Source organism: Pelodictyon phaeoclathratiforme BU-1, assembly GCF_000020645.1.
In the GTDB taxonomy this organism is placed as follows: Bacteria; Bacteroidota; Chlorobiia; order Chlorobiales; family Chlorobiaceae; genus Chlorobium; species Chlorobium phaeoclathratiforme.
The window spans coordinates 2,700,166-2,715,465 of record NC_011060.1; the positions used below are offsets into that span (position 1 = coordinate 2,700,166).

General features: G+C 48.7%; 13 protein-coding genes, 1 tRNA gene and 1 riboswitch. Of the genes, 6 read left to right on the forward strand and 8 right to left on the reverse strand.

Annotation, left to right across the window (positions count from 1 at the left end):
- Positions 1 to 2 precede the first annotated feature (2 nt).
- Entirely contained in the window at positions 3 to 956 is a 954-nt protein-coding gene (ftsY, locus tag PPHA_RS12850; RefSeq protein ID WP_012509245.1) for a signal recognition particle-docking protein FtsY, read from the reverse strand.
- Between the two features lie 110 nt (positions 957 to 1,066).
- Between ftsY and thiL the strand changes: the two genes are divergently transcribed.
- The 5 genes from thiL (at position 1,067) to PPHA_RS12875 (ending at position 5,603) form a co-directional block, all read left to right on the forward strand.
- Complete coding sequence (thiL, locus tag PPHA_RS12855) at positions 1,067 to 2,134, forward strand: thiamine-phosphate kinase (protein ID WP_041526563.1); 1,068 nt, start codon at positions 1,067 to 1,069, stop codon at positions 2,132 to 2,134.
- 105 nt (positions 2,135 to 2,239) lie between these two features.
- Positions 2,240 to 2,325, forward strand: a tRNA-Leu gene (locus PPHA_RS12860).
- Positions 2,326 to 2,404: 79 nt separating this feature from the next.
- Positions 2,405 to 3,514: an AAA family ATPase gene (locus tag PPHA_RS12865; RefSeq protein ID WP_012509247.1), complete on the forward strand. Its 1,110-nt coding sequence runs from the start codon at positions 2,405 to 2,407 to the stop codon at positions 3,512 to 3,514.
- Positions 3,514 to 4,200, forward strand: a complete 687-nt coding sequence (locus tag PPHA_RS12870; RefSeq protein WP_012509248.1) for a DUF4276 family protein — start codon at positions 3,514 to 3,516, stop codon at positions 4,198 to 4,200. Before PPHA_RS12865 ends, PPHA_RS12870 begins: the two co-directional genes overlap by 1 nt.
- 29 nt (positions 4,201 to 4,229) lie before the next feature.
- Positions 4,230 to 5,603: a TrpB-like pyridoxal phosphate-dependent enzyme gene (locus tag PPHA_RS12875; RefSeq protein ID WP_012509249.1), complete on the forward strand. Its 1,374-nt coding sequence runs from the start codon at positions 4,230 to 4,232 to the stop codon at positions 5,601 to 5,603.
- 57 nt (positions 5,604 to 5,660) lie between these two features.
- Here the strand turns inward: PPHA_RS12875 and PPHA_RS12880 are convergent, their stop codons facing one another.
- On the reverse strand, positions 5,661 to 6,449 hold the full coding sequence (locus tag PPHA_RS12880; protein ID WP_223293928.1) for a Fic family protein: 789 nt from the start codon (positions 6,447 to 6,449) through the stop codon (positions 5,661 to 5,663).
- Between the two features lie 197 nt (positions 6,450 to 6,646).
- Complete coding sequence (locus tag PPHA_RS12885; RefSeq protein ID WP_012509251.1) at positions 6,647 to 9,187, reverse strand: ATP-dependent Clp protease ATP-binding subunit; 2,541 nt, start codon at positions 9,185 to 9,187, stop codon at positions 6,647 to 6,649.
- A 177-nt stretch (positions 9,188 to 9,364) separates the two neighbouring features.
- Here PPHA_RS12885 and PPHA_RS12890 point away from each other — a divergent pair, with 177 nt between their 5' ends.
- Positions 9,365 to 9,829 carry a hypothetical protein gene (locus PPHA_RS12890; protein WP_012509252.1) on the forward strand — a complete coding sequence of 155 codons (465 nt, stop codon included), beginning with the start codon at positions 9,365 to 9,367 and terminating at the stop codon, positions 9,827 to 9,829.
- 214 nt (positions 9,830 to 10,043) lie between these two features.
- Here PPHA_RS12890 and PPHA_RS12895 read toward each other — a convergent pair whose 3' ends face one another.
- The 5 genes from PPHA_RS12895 to PPHA_RS16045 form a co-directional block, all read right to left on the reverse strand.
- The gene (locus tag PPHA_RS12895; RefSeq protein ID WP_012509253.1) at positions 10,044 to 11,045 is read right to left on the reverse strand and encodes an LbtU family siderophore porin; all 1,002 of its coding nucleotides are present in this window, start codon (positions 11,043 to 11,045) and stop codon (positions 10,044 to 10,046) included.
- 177 nt (positions 11,046 to 11,222) lie between these two features.
- Positions 11,223 to 11,717 (reverse strand): Fur family transcriptional regulator, encoded by a 495-nt coding sequence (locus PPHA_RS12900; protein WP_012509254.1) that lies wholly within the window; start codon positions 11,715 to 11,717, stop codon positions 11,223 to 11,225.
- Between the two features lie 181 nt (positions 11,718 to 11,898).
- Positions 11,899 to 12,636, reverse strand: coding sequence for an anaerobic ribonucleoside-triphosphate reductase activating protein (locus tag PPHA_RS12905; protein ID WP_012509255.1), 738 nt, complete (start codon positions 12,634 to 12,636; stop codon positions 11,899 to 11,901).
- Positions 12,636 to 14,795, reverse strand: coding sequence for a ribonucleoside triphosphate reductase (locus tag PPHA_RS12910; RefSeq protein ID WP_012509256.1), 2,160 nt, complete (start codon positions 14,793 to 14,795; stop codon positions 12,636 to 12,638). Before PPHA_RS12910 ends, PPHA_RS12905 begins: the two co-directional genes overlap by 1 nt.
- Positions 14,796 to 14,836: 41 nt before the next feature.
- Positions 14,837 to 14,974 carry a hypothetical protein gene (locus PPHA_RS16045; protein ID WP_012509257.1) on the reverse strand — a complete coding sequence of 46 codons (138 nt, stop codon included), beginning with the start codon at positions 14,972 to 14,974 and terminating at the stop codon, positions 14,837 to 14,839.
- Between the two features lie 133 nt (positions 14,975 to 15,107).
- Positions 15,108 to 15,299: riboswitch (cobalamin riboswitch) on the reverse strand.
- Between the last annotated feature and the right edge of the window lies 1 nt (position 15,300).

A 15,300-nucleotide genomic window follows, 5' to 3' on the forward strand; every position in this document is an offset into this window, starting at 1 on the left:
GTTTATTTGAGTTCCCGTCCCAGAAGTGCTTTGACAAACTCTGCACGATCGAAGAGCTGAAGGTCGTCGATTTTTTCACCGACTCCAATATATTTGACCGGCAGCTTCAGTTCACGTGAAATAGAGAGCACAATCCCGCCTTTGGCCGTTCCATCAAGTTTGGTCACCACAAGACCGGTCACCTTGACAAATTTCGTAAACTCCCTTGCCTGCAGCACGGCGTTCTGGCCGGTGGTACCATCGAGCACCAGCAGCACCTCATGCGGAGCTTCAGGAATCCTTTTTTTGGCAACCCGCATGATTTTGGCAAGCTCTTCCATCAGGTGGCTCTTGTTATGCAGCCGCCCTGCGGTATCAACCAGCACAACATCAGCATTTCGCGATACCGCAGCGCTGACGGCATCGTAGACCACCGAGGCTGGATCGGAACCCTGTGCCTGGCCAATCATGGGAACCCCTGCCCTGTCGGCCCATATCTGAAGCTGTTCGTAGGCTGCGGCCCTGAAGGTATCGGCTGCCGCGATAATGACTTTTTTGCCTGCCTTATCATAATTATGAGCCAGCTTGGCAACACTGGTGGTCTTTCCCGCGCCATTTACTCCAACAATTAAAATAACATACGGTTTTGCCGGAAGAGGCGCATCAAAATCGAGCGGATGCTCCTCTCCTGTCTCTTCAAGCAGTTGCTGAATCTCCTCCATCAGCATTCTGTTGAGCTCCTCTTCCGAGCGATAGGTCTCCTGTTTTGCCCGTTCCGTAATGGCATCAACAATTCCGAGTGTGGTCTCGACACCCACATCGGCTGCAACAAGAATGGTTTCAAGCTCTTCAAGAAAGTCGTCGTCGATCTCCGTTTTCCCTTTGGTAATGACGGCAAGCTTTTCGCGAAAGGTGTCGCGGGTTTTTTCGAGCCCTTCCTTCAGTCTTGAAATTTTGAATTTGTCAAAAAAACCCATAAAAAGCGGATATTGTCTTTCTGTTATTGAGAATCAAACCCTTGCTGCGTCACGTTTCGATAGAACGAACCACAGCACAGGTCATAATGAATTTTAATTTACGTAAAAATATGTCATATACAGCTATTTCCGGAATCGGAGAGTTCGGCCTGATAGATAAAATTGCCACCCTTGCCAACAGCACCCTTCCTGCCGTGCCGGAACTCCTGACGGGAATAGGAGATGACTGCGCGGTTTTCCAGCCTTCGGCTGAACTGCTGCAGGTGGCGACAACCGATATGCTTGCTGATCAGGTGCACTTCGATCTCCTGACAACCCCGCTGAAACACCTTGGAAGCAAGGCTATCAGCGTCAATGTCTCCGATATCTGCGCCATGAATGCCCTTCCCCGCTATGCGCTCATCTCTCTTGCCATTCCGGCCTCATTCTCCATTGCCATGATTGAAGAGCTCTACCAGGGCATGAGCCATGCAGCAAGAGAGTACGGCCTGGCCATTGCCGGGGGAGATACCTCTTCATCACGCTCGGGTCTGGTTATTGCAATCTCCATGATGGGAGAGGTTTCACGCGAGCAGCTTGTGCACCGCAGCGGCGCAAAACCGGGAGAGCTGCTCTGCATCACCGGCGCTCTTGGTGGCGCAACGGCTGGTCTCAAACTCCTCATGCGCGAAAAGGAGATTATGCTGAACCATATCGAAAACAATGAGAGCTACAGCAGAAGCGCCATGGCTGACCTGAAAGAGTACAGCGAATCGATACAGCAGCAGTTGCTCCCCCTTGCCCGCCTCGATATTGTCCGGTTTTTCCATGCGCACCATATCCGCCCCACGTCGATGATCGACATTTCCGATGGTCTCAGCTCCGATTTGCAGCATCTCTGCCGACGCTCGAAGATCGGCGCCATGATTCAGGAGGCCCGTATTCCAATCCTCGGAAGTACGCGCCGGATTGCCGATGAACTGCAGGATGATGCCCTGACCTGGGCATTGACGGGGGGCGAAGATTACCAGTTGCTCTTCACCATCCCGAAAGAGGAGTATCCGGCCATTGCCGATAACAAAACGATCGCAGTTATCGGCGAAACCACCGATGTGGAGGAAGGTGTGCAACTGAGCGATATTTACGGGATGAAAATTGATCTCTCCTCAATCAGGGGATTCGACCATTTCAGCTCGTAACGGCCTCCATCTGATGGAAAAAAGGGTGTGCGGGAAAGATTTATTTTTTTTGGGAAACCGTTCGAAGATGGTAAATTGTTCGTCCTTTCATGTTAACAACGGTATGCCGAAGTGGCGGAACTGGTAGACGCCCGGGACTTAAAATCCCGTGTTCAGCAATGGACGTACGGGTTCGATTCCCGTCTTCGGCACTAATCTTTCCTTTTTTTCCTTGTATTTGCAGTTATTAATCTTTTGTATAAGGCATCTATCTTTTAAAGAGACAAGCCTGTGACAACACTCGGACGTATAAATCTTGAGGGATTCAAGTCCATCAAGAAGACGGATATTGAGCTGCATAATCTTAATGTTCTTATTGGTGCGAACGGGGCAGGCAAAAGTAACATCATTTCGTTCTTCAAAATGCTCAACGAAATGATGGGAGGACGCCTCCAGGAGTATATTGGTGCCTCTGGACGAGCTCAATCCCTTTTACACTTCGGGCCGAAAATAACACCACAGATCACAGCCCAACTTGAATTTACAGCAGATAACGGAATTGATACCTATACCATGCAACTCTTCCATGCCCCGGGAGATACGCTTTTTTTTGCCGAAGAATCCGTGAGTTTCCAACGAACCGGTCATCCATCGCCAAAAAAAGTCAGCTACGGTACAGGACATCAAGAGTCACGAATTGGTGAGTTTACGGAAAAAAATCAAGATCAAATATCCAAAACACTACGCTTTTTTCTAAACCGTTGCAGGGTATTTCATTTCCACGATACGTCATCAACGGCGCGGATACGCCAGTTCTGCTACATCAACCATAATCACTTTCTGATGCCTGACGCAGGCAACCTGGCTGCGTTACTTTACAGGTTTCGTCATGACAATAATTCATCGTATAGACAAATTGTAAGTACAATTCGTTTAATTGCACCATTTTTCGACGATTTCGACCTTGAACCCTCTGGCCCGGGAAATACTGAAGTTATTCTTAACTGGCGAGAAAAAGGGTCAGATCAGGTATTTGGACCCCATCAACTTTCGGACGGAACTTTGCGGGCAATCTGCCTTGTCACCTTGCTTCTTCAGCCAGAAAATGAGCTTCCAGGCCTTGTTATTGTGGATGAGCCGGAACTCGGACTTCATCCATACGCCCTCAATATTATTGCCGCGTTATTTAAAAAGGCATCTCATTACACTCAAGTACTCATCAGCACACAATCAACCACGTTCCTCAACAACTTTGATAGTGAAGATGTAATTGTGGTAAGCCGAAATGGTAAAGGATCACAATTTGAGCGGCTTGATCCAGCAATACTGCAAGCATGGCTGGAAGAATACAGCCTTGGGGAGATTTGGGAAAAGAATATTATTGGCGGGGGACCACACTGATGGTACGTCTCTACATTTTCGCAGAAGGACAAACAGAGCAAACCTTTGCAACAAATGTACTCAGACCACATCTTGCCCACTTCGGAGTGTACATGCAAGCTGCGATACTTATTGCACACGCAAAGAAAAAGGGTATTGTCCATCGGGGCGGCGGGTTAGGTCCCTGTTATCTTCCCATGAAAAACGATATTCTGAGATTGACTGCCCAGGAAAAAGCTCAGAATGTTTTTTTTACAACCATGATCGACCTTTATGCAATTACCTCTGATTTTCCTGGGTTGAGTGAAGCCGAAAAGCTGCGTCATTTACCCTTTCAGCGTACAGAAGCACTTGAACGCACGTTTGCCAATGATATTGGCGATCCTCGTTTTATTCCATATATCCAGTTACATGAATATGAGGCATATCTGTTTTCCGATCCTGAACAGCTTGCTTTCTTTTATGACCATCATCACAAAGAAATATCAGCACTTAAAGCCATAGCTGCAGGGAAATCAACGCCGGAATTGATTAATGATGGGGCACATTCCGCTCCGAGTAAACGCATCATTGCCGAACTTCCTGACTATGAAAATGCTAAATCTGTTGTGGGACCACAGGTAGCCGAACTAATCGGATTGAAGGTCATTCGAAGCAAATGCTCACACTTCAATGCATGGCTCTCAAGACTCGAACAACTTTGCTGAATAATAGCTAACAACAAACCAGAACAATCATGAGTTCGGAATTCACGAAGATCCTGCTGAACGAGGATGAGATGCCTCGCCAATGGTACAATATTCAGGCTGACCTGCCTGTTCCGCTGCCGCCACCTTTGGGGCCGGATGGGAATCCGATAGGCCCTGACGCCCTTGCAAAGGTTTTTCCGATGAACCTTATTGAGCAGGAGATGAGCACGGAACGGTGGATCGATATTCCGCAGGAGATTCAGGCTATCCTGAAAATCTGGCGTCCCTCTCCACTCTACCGGGCCCACCGACTTGAGGCCGCATTAAAAACTCCGGCAAAGATTTTTTACAAAAACGAAGGGGTCTCTCCGGCAGGGAGTCACAAACCCAATACCGCCGTGGCACAGGCCTGGTACAACAAGGAATTTGGCATCAAGCATCTCATCACGGAAACCGGCGCGGGTCAGTGGGGAAGCGCACTTGCCATGAGCTGCAAGCTTGTCGGTATCGACTGCAAGGTCTTTATGGTACGTATCAGCTTCGATCAGAAGCCGTTCCGCAAAATCATGATGAAAACCTGGGGAGCCGACTGTATTGCAAGCCCCAGCACAGAGACTGCTGTTGGACGCAGGATTCTTGCCGCCATGCCCGATACACCGGGAAGCCTTGCCATTGCCATCAGCGAAGCTATCGAGCAGGCTGTCGAGCATGATGACACGCGTTATGCACTTGGCAGCGTTTTAAACCACGTGATGCTGCACCAGACCATTATCGGCCTTGAGGCCCGCAAACAGCTCGACAAGGTGGGGCTTTATCCCGATATCGTCATCGGTTGTGCCGGCGGAGGCTCAAACTTTGCCGGAATAAGCTTTCCGTTTATTTGTGACAAGATTCATGGCCGTGAGGTTCAGGTGATTGCAACAGAGCCTGAAGCCTGCCCGACGCTCACCAGAGGCCCCTATGTTTACGATAACGGCGATGAGGCTCAAATGACACCGCTGCTGGCGATGCACAGCCTCGGCCACGGCTTTATTCCTCCAGCGATTCATGCCGGGGGGTTACGCTATCACGGCATGGCCCCGCTGGTCAGCCATGTCAAGCAGCTTGGATTAATTGAGGCGACCTCCCTTGGCCAGACTGAATGTTATGAGGCAGCCATGCTTTTCGCCCATACTGAGGGGTTCATACCTGCTCCGGAAACAGCACATGCTATAGCCCAGACCATCCGCGAAGCCAAAAAAGCAACCGAGGAAGGAAAGGAGAAGGTTATTCTCATGAACTGGTCGGGTCATGGATTGATGGATCTGCAGGGTTATGACGCTTTCATGTCCGGAAAACTGAGTGATTACGCACTTCCTGAAGAGCTCCTGCAGCGCTCACTTCTTGCAGTGAAAGATCATCCGCCTGCTCCGCAAGCGTAAAAGCAAATTCCCCGTTACTCTCGTTGTTTTGCAAAAAAGCACAGGGTAACGGGTTGTCTAAAACAGCAAAGAAAATCCTTTATCCTTTTGCTTAAACTTTTTTATCTCGGACTTATAGAACTTAATCTGTTGACTACAAATAAAATCCCTGAATATTGAAATATCCTCAAGCTCTTCGGTTTTATTTAATGCGTCAATATATTCAGCTCTATCCTCTGTAAAAATTTTAATTAAAGGCTCTTGATGATACATTTGTATGTAATTCATCATTAATCTTGATGTCCGCCCATTTCCGTCCCCAAAAGGATGAATATTAACCAAATTATAATGAATATCAGCAGATAGCTTTAAAATCTCATTATCAGAAACTTTATAGAGTCTTTGGTTAACATTGTCAATAAGTTTAAGCAACAAATTTTCAACCTTGGAAAAATCAGGAAAATATTTTCTGTCTACATAGACTTGAGCCTTTCGAAAATCTCCCAATGAAGTATCAAATGTCCCTGACATTGTATTGACCAATCCACCAGTATGTTTCATGACAAGTCCCGCAACTTGTTTTATCAAATCAATACTTATCTTTTGTTTCTGCTTTGAAATCTCTTTAAGAAACATAAATGCTGCATAATGGTCTTTAACCATCATGTGGTCAGTCAATGGTTTTCCTTTTGCTGTAATATCATTCTCCAACAATAATTTAGTATCATTCTCAGTTAATGAACAGCCTTCAATTTTGGTGGAATTATACACAATCGAAATCATTGAAAACTTTTCATAATCAATGGCCTCTGATAATCCCATTTCAAGATATCTCTTTTTTATTATCTCTAATTCTTCCCACATCATACTTCTTCGTCATATTCTACCGTTGATATCAGCTCATCTTCGGCGAGTTCATGAAAGCTGAAATTCATCTACCAAACCGTTGATTTTTGAAATTATAACCCATCCAGGTCTGGTCTGCTTTTCCCTTTGGGAACACTACCCTTATTCAAGCAGTGTTCCCGGGCAAGAGAATAAAACCGACTGAAAAAAGAGATGATTTACTCCTTTTTCGCCAGCCCTTCTCCTTCATTGACCGGAACCGCCCCATCAAGAAAGGTGAGGACATTCTCCGTTTCATCGAGAGCAATACGGATGACGCTTCCTTCGATAAATCGCCCTTTGAGCATCTCTTCGGCAAGGGGATCTTCGACATACTTCTGCAGAGCCCTTTTCAGAGGACGGGCGCCATATTTCTGGTCATAGCCTTTATCGACAAGGAACTCCTTGGCTTTTTCATCAATTTCAACCTCGATACCCATGTCATGCAGCCTTTTGAAGAGCTTGCCGGCAGTAATGTCGATGATTTTGAAAATATGCTGTTTTTCAAGCGGATGAAAGACAATAATGTCATCAATACGATTGAGAAACTCGGGGTTGAAAACCCGTTTGAGAGCATCCTCAATGGTTGATTTCATCGCCTTGTAATTTCCGGTTGCATCATCAGGCGCGGTAAAGCCCATGCCGGATCCTGCTCCGAAACTCTTGATGTCTTTGGCTCCGATATTCGAGGTCATGATGATGACGGTGTTGCGGAAATCGACCTTTCTTCCCATGCCGTCTGTCAAAACCCCTTCATCAAGCACCTGGAGCAAGATGTTGAAGACATCAGGATGCGCTTTTTCAATCTCATCAATAAGCACAACCGAGTAGGGCTTGCGGCGCACTTTTTCGGTCAGTTGACCGCCCTCTTCATAGCCAACATAGCCCGGAGGCGCTCCAACAAGACGACTGACGGAGAATTTTTCCATATACTCGCTCATGTCGGCGCGAATCAGTGCATCTTCGGTGTCGAACATATAACGGGTGAGCGCTTTGGCAAGCTCCGTCTTGCCGACACCGGTAGGACCAAGAAAAATAAAGGAGCCGATCGGACGTGAGGGATCTTTCAACCCTGCACGTGTACGCTGTATCGCCTTGGTGATCTTTTTGATAGCCTCGTCCTGACCAATAACCTCTTTTGTAAGATCGGCCTCCATGGAGAGCAGCTTTTTGGATTCCGACTGTGCAACCCTTGCCACCGGAATACCGGTCATCATGGCAATCACAGAGGTAATATCAGCCTCGGTGACATCATAAACGCTTTCGGCTGCCCTGTCCTCCCACTCCTGTTTGGCCAGGTCAAGGGCATCAATCAGGTGTTTCTCCTTATCACGCAGCCGCGCTGCTTCCTCAAAATTCTGCATTTTCACGACCTGGTTCTTCTCCGCCTTGATCTCCTCAATGGATTTTTCAAGTTCAAGAATCTCCGCAGGCACATGGATGTTGCTCAAATGCACCCTTGCGCCAGCCTCATCCATGACATCAATGGCCTTGTCGGGCAAGAAACGGTCGGTAATATAGCGCTCGGAAAGCTTGACCGCCTTCTCGATGGAGTCTCCCGAATAGTTGACATGGTGATGAACCTCATACTTCGACTTGATGTTGTTGAGGATCTGGATGGTCTCGTCAACCGAGGTGGGCTCAACCATGATTTTCTGGAATCTCCGGTCAAGGGCGCCATCTTTTTCTATAAACTGACGGTATTCGTCAAGCGTGGTTGCTCCAATACACTGCAATTCACCGCGGGCAAGCGCCGGTTTGAAAATATTGCTTGCGTCAAGGGAACCGGAAGCGCCCCCGGCACCAACAATGGTGTGCAACTCATCGATAAAGAGAATCACATCACGCGACCGCTCCAGCTCGTTCATAAGCGCTTTCATACGCTCCTCGAACTGACCCCGGTATTTGGTGCCGGCAACAAGAGCTGCCAGATCGAGGGCAACTACCCTCTTGTCGTAGAGAACCCTCGATACCTTGCGCTGTACAATCTTGAGGGCAAGACCTTCGGCAATAGCCGTTTTGCCTACGCCTGGTTCTCCAATAAGTACCGGATTGTTCTTTTTACGGCGGCTCAACACCTGGGCAACACGCTCAATCTCCTTTTCACGACCGATGATCGGGTCAAGCTTGTCATCAAGGGCAAGACGGGTAAGGTCACGGCCAAAATTATCGAGTACGGGAGTCTTGGTTCTCTCGCCTTTTCTCTGTTCCGGCCTTTTGGAGGGGCGTTCAGTTCCTCCTGACGAATAGGAACCCTCCATAGGGGGCTCTTCCGACTCACTCCTGCTGCTGGTGATGCTCAGGAGTTCATCGCGGACAAGGTCATAGGTCACACCAAACTGTTCGAGAATCTGGGCGGCGATATTATCATCCCCTTTCATGATCGAGAGCAGCAGATGCTCGGTGCCGATAACATTCGACTTGCAGATTTTTGCTTCGAGATAGGTGATTTTCAGCACCTTCTCAGCCTGCTTGGTCAGGGGAACATTGCCCATCTGCGCCTCGGCAACCCGTTGATGGGTGCTTTCCTCTATTTTCAGTTTGAGGCCAAAAAGGTCTATCTTGAGATTTTTTAATATTCTGGCACCGATACCCTCTCCCTCCTTGATGAGGCCAAGGAGAAGATGCTCAGTACCAATATAGTCATGACCCAACCGGAGAGCTTCCTCCCGGCTGAGGCGGATGACATCCTGTACTCTATTCGAAAAGTTTCCTTCCATTCTTGTCTCTATCGGTAAAATTGTTGTGAATACCCCGTTTCATCATCTCCTGATACGCACACGGCAAAATATAACAGCGAAAAAATAATCCTTAAAGATAGCTACTTTATCACAATTCCATAAAAAAGAGAAAACCCGGGCACTGGATTAAAGGTTCTCTACCCTCAAGGATCAGCCATGAATGTTCAATACATCCTTATTGACGACAACAATGCGGAACACCGCGACCTCTCGATTTACCGTACCGGACGAATAAACCGGGTACGGCTTCAGGACAAAGCGTACACAATTTACAGCACAATTGAGCTTGATGCGCACGACTATGCGGCGATTTTCCATTACGGCATCGTAGAGGCTATGAATGAGCTGCATTTCATCTCTGAATCGGGAAACGGGCTTGACAGTTGGGACGAGGCCTTTCTGCATCACAGCGCACTCAGCGCCCTGCTGCGCATTATCAGAAGGTGCAGCGAGGGCATCGATCCCCAAAAAAAAGAGACCATCCTGCTCGGATGGCAAAATCAACCGGTTGGCGTGGCCTGGCTGCGATTGATTGATCCGGTTAAAACCGCCGCTTTTCTTCGGAAGTTCGATACGTTTATCGTGGAAAGCGAAGGATATGATCTGGAATTTATCCTGTAGCGAAAAATAAAATCCTGCCCGAATTGACATATACGGATCCGGGCAGGATAACGTACTCTTCATGAAAGAAACCAGGCATGTGCAAAGTCATCGAAAAAAGGTCGTTTTGGTTTGAGCAGACGCAACACCTCTACCACCTCACCCGGATAAAAGCCCATTCAAAAAACCTAACGGAACCATCATCTCACTCCCTGTGATTATGTTATCGTGTATTTCAAAAGCCCATAGCAAGCTGAACCGTCACAGCATCGCTGTTGCTCCCGTCATCATTGCTGTTGTGAAGGTATTCGAGAGCCAGTGTCGCTTTTTCAGAGAGATCACAGGCAAGTGTTGCTCCATACTGCTTTTCAACATTAAAATCTTCAGCTCCGGCATAGCGCAAGGCAAGATGGAGGGATTCGGCAAGATCATAGCCTGCCTCAACATTATATGTCGCAGGCTTTAATCCCAACCGCTCCCCATCGACAAAGCGCTTTGCGGCAGCGAGATATTCACTCCTGACCTCAACACTGCCAAACCGGAAACGACTGAATAGACTATAGCCGCCTACATAATCAGCCGTTGTAAAGTGAGCCATCTCAAAATCATCCTGGAGCGTATCGGTATCCCCCATATTGCTGCAGTACGAACCACCGATTTCATATGCAAACCGCTCGCTTGCCTCGCCGGCAATGGCAAGAGCCCCGACAAAAGTATTGATTTCATCCTTCCCCGCTTTTTGCAGATCGCCCTTAAAGAGAGTGAGCGAAGCCGAGACACCCCCTCCTTCATACCCTGTCTGCAGCGATGCGTGATGTTTGGTCTCGCCCAACTCGAGCGTTGTCGGATCCGAAATCATCCCTGTGGCAAAATTTCCAAACGACTGCGTAAAACGACCCGCCTTTACAAAAAAAGGAGAGTCATCGCGCTTCATTTTCATGCTGGCCTCATCAACAAGAATACGATCATCGCCATGCTGTTCGTAGAGAAGAGTGGTGCGGGCACTCAGCCAGTCCGTCGCCTTTGCCTCAACCCCCAACTCGATTGTCGCAAGAGAAAGATCCGATGAGCTCTCCCCGTCAGCATCCTGATATGCGCCTTCTACCTCCAGCAGACCGGAAAAAGAGAGCCCTTTGACAAGAGCGGTACCTTGACCGCTCTCTTCGACAGCAAAAAGAGAGGAAGAAGAAAGAAGAGCAATGCAGATAAAAGCCGTGGATTTCAAAAAGAGGTTCATAAACAGATGATTGGAGTTATCAGGAAACAGTTTTTCGACTTATTTAGATCGATTATAAATAATCTTTTTTAATTTAAAGGTTTGAATCGGGGACAACGCCTCATGAAATCGGCATCGTGCTTGGTTATCCCTACCTATCTGCGTGCCGCATAAAAAAAATCAGGATTCCTCCTCTGATCACTTCTGTTTCAGGCTCTCTTCAACACAGTCGCCAACACATTTTCCGAAAACCTGGAGAGTGAAGCTGCCCAGCTCAAAGCCATTTTCCCTGCACACCTTTTCGAGCAGTTCGGAGACTCCACAGTCTGAAACCTCAACAATATTGCCGCATTTTTCACAGATGATATGCAGATGGTTGGTCGCCCCATAGGATTTTTCATAATGGGCGTGCTTGTGGCCAAGATCAATTTTGGAAACCAGATTAAATTTAAACAGCAGGTTAAGGGTATGATAGACGGTGGCGCGCGAAATGCCTACCTGCTTCTTTTTAAGGCTGATAAAAATCTCGTCGGCGTCAAGATGAGTATTTGATTGATAGAGTTCTCGCAATACGGCAATGCGTTCCGTTGTACAACGCAGCCCTTGCTCTTTCATAAATGACTTGAAAAGGCTTTCGGCTTGTTTCGTTTTGTCGCTCGTCTCTTTCTTCGTTTGTGGCGATATATCAGTCATAACAGGGCTCTCATCGATATAATGAATGGTCAATGCGGCAACCGCAACAGATCAAGTTCCCTTTTTTTATCGGCATTGCAAAAAAAAACAGCCGTAACGGCAGCAGCAACGGTCATGTGCATGGCATAGGCTTCCGGGCTCCAGAGCCATACCAATCAAAAACGCGCGCGCTGTTTCAGCGTCATAAGCCGAAACTGCAGATCACGCAGTTGAAACGGGAAGCCAGAGCATGAAGCTCTCCATCGCTGAATACCCCTGCCGCAAGTGGCCTGAGCGTTCTGTCCGGCCTGAATCGCTGAAGAACAAGACGGTTTCCCGACACAGCCGCCATAGCATCAACATCTTCAGAAGCATGAATCCCCTTCAGAAGGGTACTCCGGAAAACCACATCGATACCGGAACTCAGAAGAAGCGAGCATGAGCGCTCAATACACTTCATCATCGCGCCGGAACAGGGAATCCCGATAACCTCCTCATAGCGCCGGGACTGTAACGGCGCCTTGATATCGAGAGCGACACAGTCAACGAGCCGCTCCCGGAGAAGCAGGTCGATCATATCCGGATAGGAGCCGTTGGTATCAAGCTTGACAAGCAGACCGAGCTTCCTGAACGTCCGGAGCGATTCCGGAAGGGACTCATGCATGGCCGGTTCTCCCCCGGTCACAACAACCGCATCAAGGCAGGAGCGATTACGTTCGACAAGCCGGACCACGTCATGAAACGGAATCTGATGGTTCCCGCCGCTTCTCACCGGATCGACCAGTTCAGGATTGTGGCAGTAGGGACAGCGGAAATTGCATCCAACGGTAAAAATCACCGCAGCTATAAGCCCGGGATAATCGATAAAACTCTGGGGGATATAGCCTCCTACGGGAAGTTCCTGTCTCACTCCCTCGCTTTTAAACGGATGTTTTTGCATCAATGACCCTCCTCTGCACACAGCGACTCTTCCTCGACCATCCCCACAGCAAACAGCTTTCTATCGAAAAACTCGCTCTGTTTTCCCGGATTCCACTGGCGGACAGGCCTGAGATAACCGACAATTCGCGTATAGACGGTGCAACGTCGCTCGATGCCCGATACTGCACATTTGGGACAGCATTCATGCTCGCCGAACAGATATCCGTGTGTCGGACAGATACTGAATGTCGGGGAGAGCGTTATGTAGGGCAAGGTAAAATTATCGGTCACCCTCTTCACAAAACGCTTGACACCCTCGGGGGGAAGCTCGCGTTCGCCGATAAAGGCATGGAATACCGTTCCTCCCGTATAACGCGACTGCAACTCATCCTGAAGCCTGAGCGCTTCGAAAAGATCGTCAGTATAACCGACCGGCAGTTGCGTCGAATTGGTATAATAAGGCTCCGCGCCGTTCTTCACAGCAGATTCGTTGGCCGTAACGATATCCGGGTAACGGGATTTATCGATGCGTGCAAGACGATAAGCTGTACTTTCGGCTGGAGTGGCTTCGAGATTGTAGATAGTGCCGCTCTCCTCCTGGAAAACCGCCAGTTTTTCCCGCATGAAATCCATCACCTGAAGGGCGAATCGGCGACCCTCTGGCTCGGCTATCGTGCAACCGAGAAAGTTCAGGCAGCACTCGTTCATGCCGGTGATACCGATGGTCGAAAAGTGATTGTCCCAGTAGCGGCCGTTTTTCTGGCGGAGATTGCGCAGATAAAAACGGGAGTAGGGATAGAGTCCCTCCTCGGTAAGACGCTCGACAACTTTCCGTTTGATTTCAAGACTGCTTTTGGCCAGTTCCATTGTATGCGAAAGCCGTTCGAACAACTCAGCCTCCCCTTTCGACTCGTAACCGATTCTCGGCAGGTTCATGGTCACGACACCGACAGAACCGGTCAAAGGGTTCGACCCGAACAGACCCCCGCCCTTTTTCTGCAGTTCGCGCTTGTCGAGCCGGAGTCGGCAGCACATGCTGCGCACATCATCAGGGTTCATCGACGAGTTCACGAAGTTAGAAAAGTAGGGAATTCCGTAACGCGCCGTCATTTTCCATATCCCGTCATAGAGCGGGTTCTCCCAGTCGAAATCCTTCGTGATGTTATAGGTCGGGATGGGAAAGGAAAAAACAGCGCCGTTCGCATCGCCTTCGAGCATCACATCGGCATAGGCGCGATTGAACAGATCCATCTCGTGCTGAAAATCGTCGTATGTGCAATCCATCAGCTTGCCGCCTATAATGACAGCCCTGTCTTTCAGCATTGCAGGCACCCTGAGATCGAGGGTCAGATTGGTAAAGGGAGTCTGAAACCCAACCCTGGTCGGCACGTTCATATTGAAAAAGAACTCCTGCAGACACTGCCTCACCCCGTCATAATCGAGTCGGTCGTATCTGATGAAGGGGGCAAGCAGGGTATCGAAGTTCGAAAACGCCTGCGCGCCGGCGGCCTCCCCCTGCATGGTATAGAAAAAGTTGACGATCTGGCCGAGCGCCGAGCGCAGGTGCCTTGCCGGCTTGCTTGCCGCGTGCCCCTCAACGCCCATAAAACCGCTGATCAGAAGATCCTCAAGATCCCAGCCGACGCAATAGACACTCAGGAACCCCAGATCGTGGATATGCATGAGCCCTGAGGTATGCGCATCGCTGATCTCTGGAGGGTAAATGCGATTCAGCCAGTACTGGGCACTGACAATAGTCGAGATATGCTGATTGAGCCCCTGCAACGACCAGGAGGAGTTGGCGCTCTCCCTCACCCTCCAGTCTTCGATATCGAGATAGCTGTCGACAACGTCAATATTGCTGAACATCTCTTTCGCATCTCGCATATACTGATGCTGGTGCCGGTAGATGATATAGGCTTTAGCCGCATCGAACTCCCGATGCAGAAAAAGGGTTTTTTCCACCATATCCTGCATCTCTTCAACCGAAGGAACATTGCCATTCATCGCGCTCTCAAGCTCCCTGATGGCATCCCTGGCAATGCCCGCAGCTTTCGTACGATCAGCCTTTCCAACGGCCCGCAATGCACGAAAAACAGCATATACAATCTTTTCAGCATCGAACGGCACTTTACGTCCGTCACGCTTGATCATTTCCTGAAAAACAGTGGCATCCATGGTAACTATCTTATTGCTGATTAATAAAAACGTTTTCCCTGTCAGCGGCTGAGCGCCATCTGAACGCAAAAAGAGAGCTGCCACCCGAGCAGGGCGTAGCGTTCAGGAAATGCGCCGAACATAAAGATCATGCCTCTGGAGGCGCCGATACGAGGATAACCAAGTGTGTTTGTAAGCATACGTCTGTGGTGTATTGACCAACCGTTTTGTATGCTTACGCGGGGAAAAGAATAGTAAGAGGGATAAGAGCCTGCAGGAAGAAGAGCCTGAAGCTGTAATCGCTCATAAATGCTCTGGTCCGCGAAAGCATGTTACAAGAAAAGAAGCGGGACAGGTCTCCTGGCTTGCCGGTTGTGCAGCACCTTCCCATTCCGCATCAAACGGAACAGTGGTATAACGCTGCACAACACGTGATCGGCTTTACAGTTGCGCGTCAGCTCACGATTTTCACGTGATTCCCTATTAAACCCCTTGTAATGGGGTATCCTGCTTCATCAGTAAAAAA

Coding starts and splice junctions, on each gene's coding strand:
- ftsY (WP_012509245.1), bottom strand. CDS start 956: ATGGGTTTTTTTGACAAATTCAAAATTTCAAGACTGAAGGAAGGGCTC.
- thiL (WP_041526563.1), top strand. CDS start 1,067: ATGTCATATACAGCTATTTCCGGAATCGGAGAGTTCGGCCTGATAGAT.
- PPHA_RS12870 (WP_012509248.1), top strand. CDS start 3,514: ATGGTACGTCTCTACATTTTCGCAGAAGGACAAACAGAGCAAACCTTT.
- PPHA_RS12875 (WP_012509249.1), top strand. CDS start 4,230: ATGAGTTCGGAATTCACGAAGATCCTGCTGAACGAGGATGAGATGCCT.
- PPHA_RS12880 (WP_223293928.1), bottom strand. CDS start 6,449: ATGATGTGGGAAGAATTAGAGATAATAAAAAAGAGATATCTTGAAATG.
- PPHA_RS12885 (WP_012509251.1), bottom strand. CDS start 9,187: ATGGAAGGAAACTTTTCGAATAGAGTACAGGATGTCATCCGCCTCAGC.
- PPHA_RS12890 (WP_012509252.1), top strand. CDS start 9,365: ATGAATGTTCAATACATCCTTATTGACGACAACAATGCGGAACACCGC.
- PPHA_RS12895 (WP_012509253.1), bottom strand. CDS start 11,045: ATGAACCTCTTTTTGAAATCCACGGCTTTTATCTGCATTGCTCTTCTT.
- PPHA_RS12900 (WP_012509254.1), bottom strand. CDS start 11,717: ATGACTGATATATCGCCACAAACGAAGAAAGAGACGAGCGACAAAACG.
- PPHA_RS12905 (WP_012509255.1), bottom strand. CDS start 12,636: ATGCAAAAACATCCGTTTAAAAGCGAGGGAGTGAGACAGGAACTTCCC.
- PPHA_RS12910 (WP_012509256.1), bottom strand. CDS start 14,795: ATGGATGCCACTGTTTTTCAGGAAATGATCAAGCGTGACGGACGTAAA.
- PPHA_RS16045 (WP_012509257.1), bottom strand. CDS start 14,974: ATGCTTACAAACACACTTGGTTATCCTCGTATCGGCGCCTCCAGAGGC.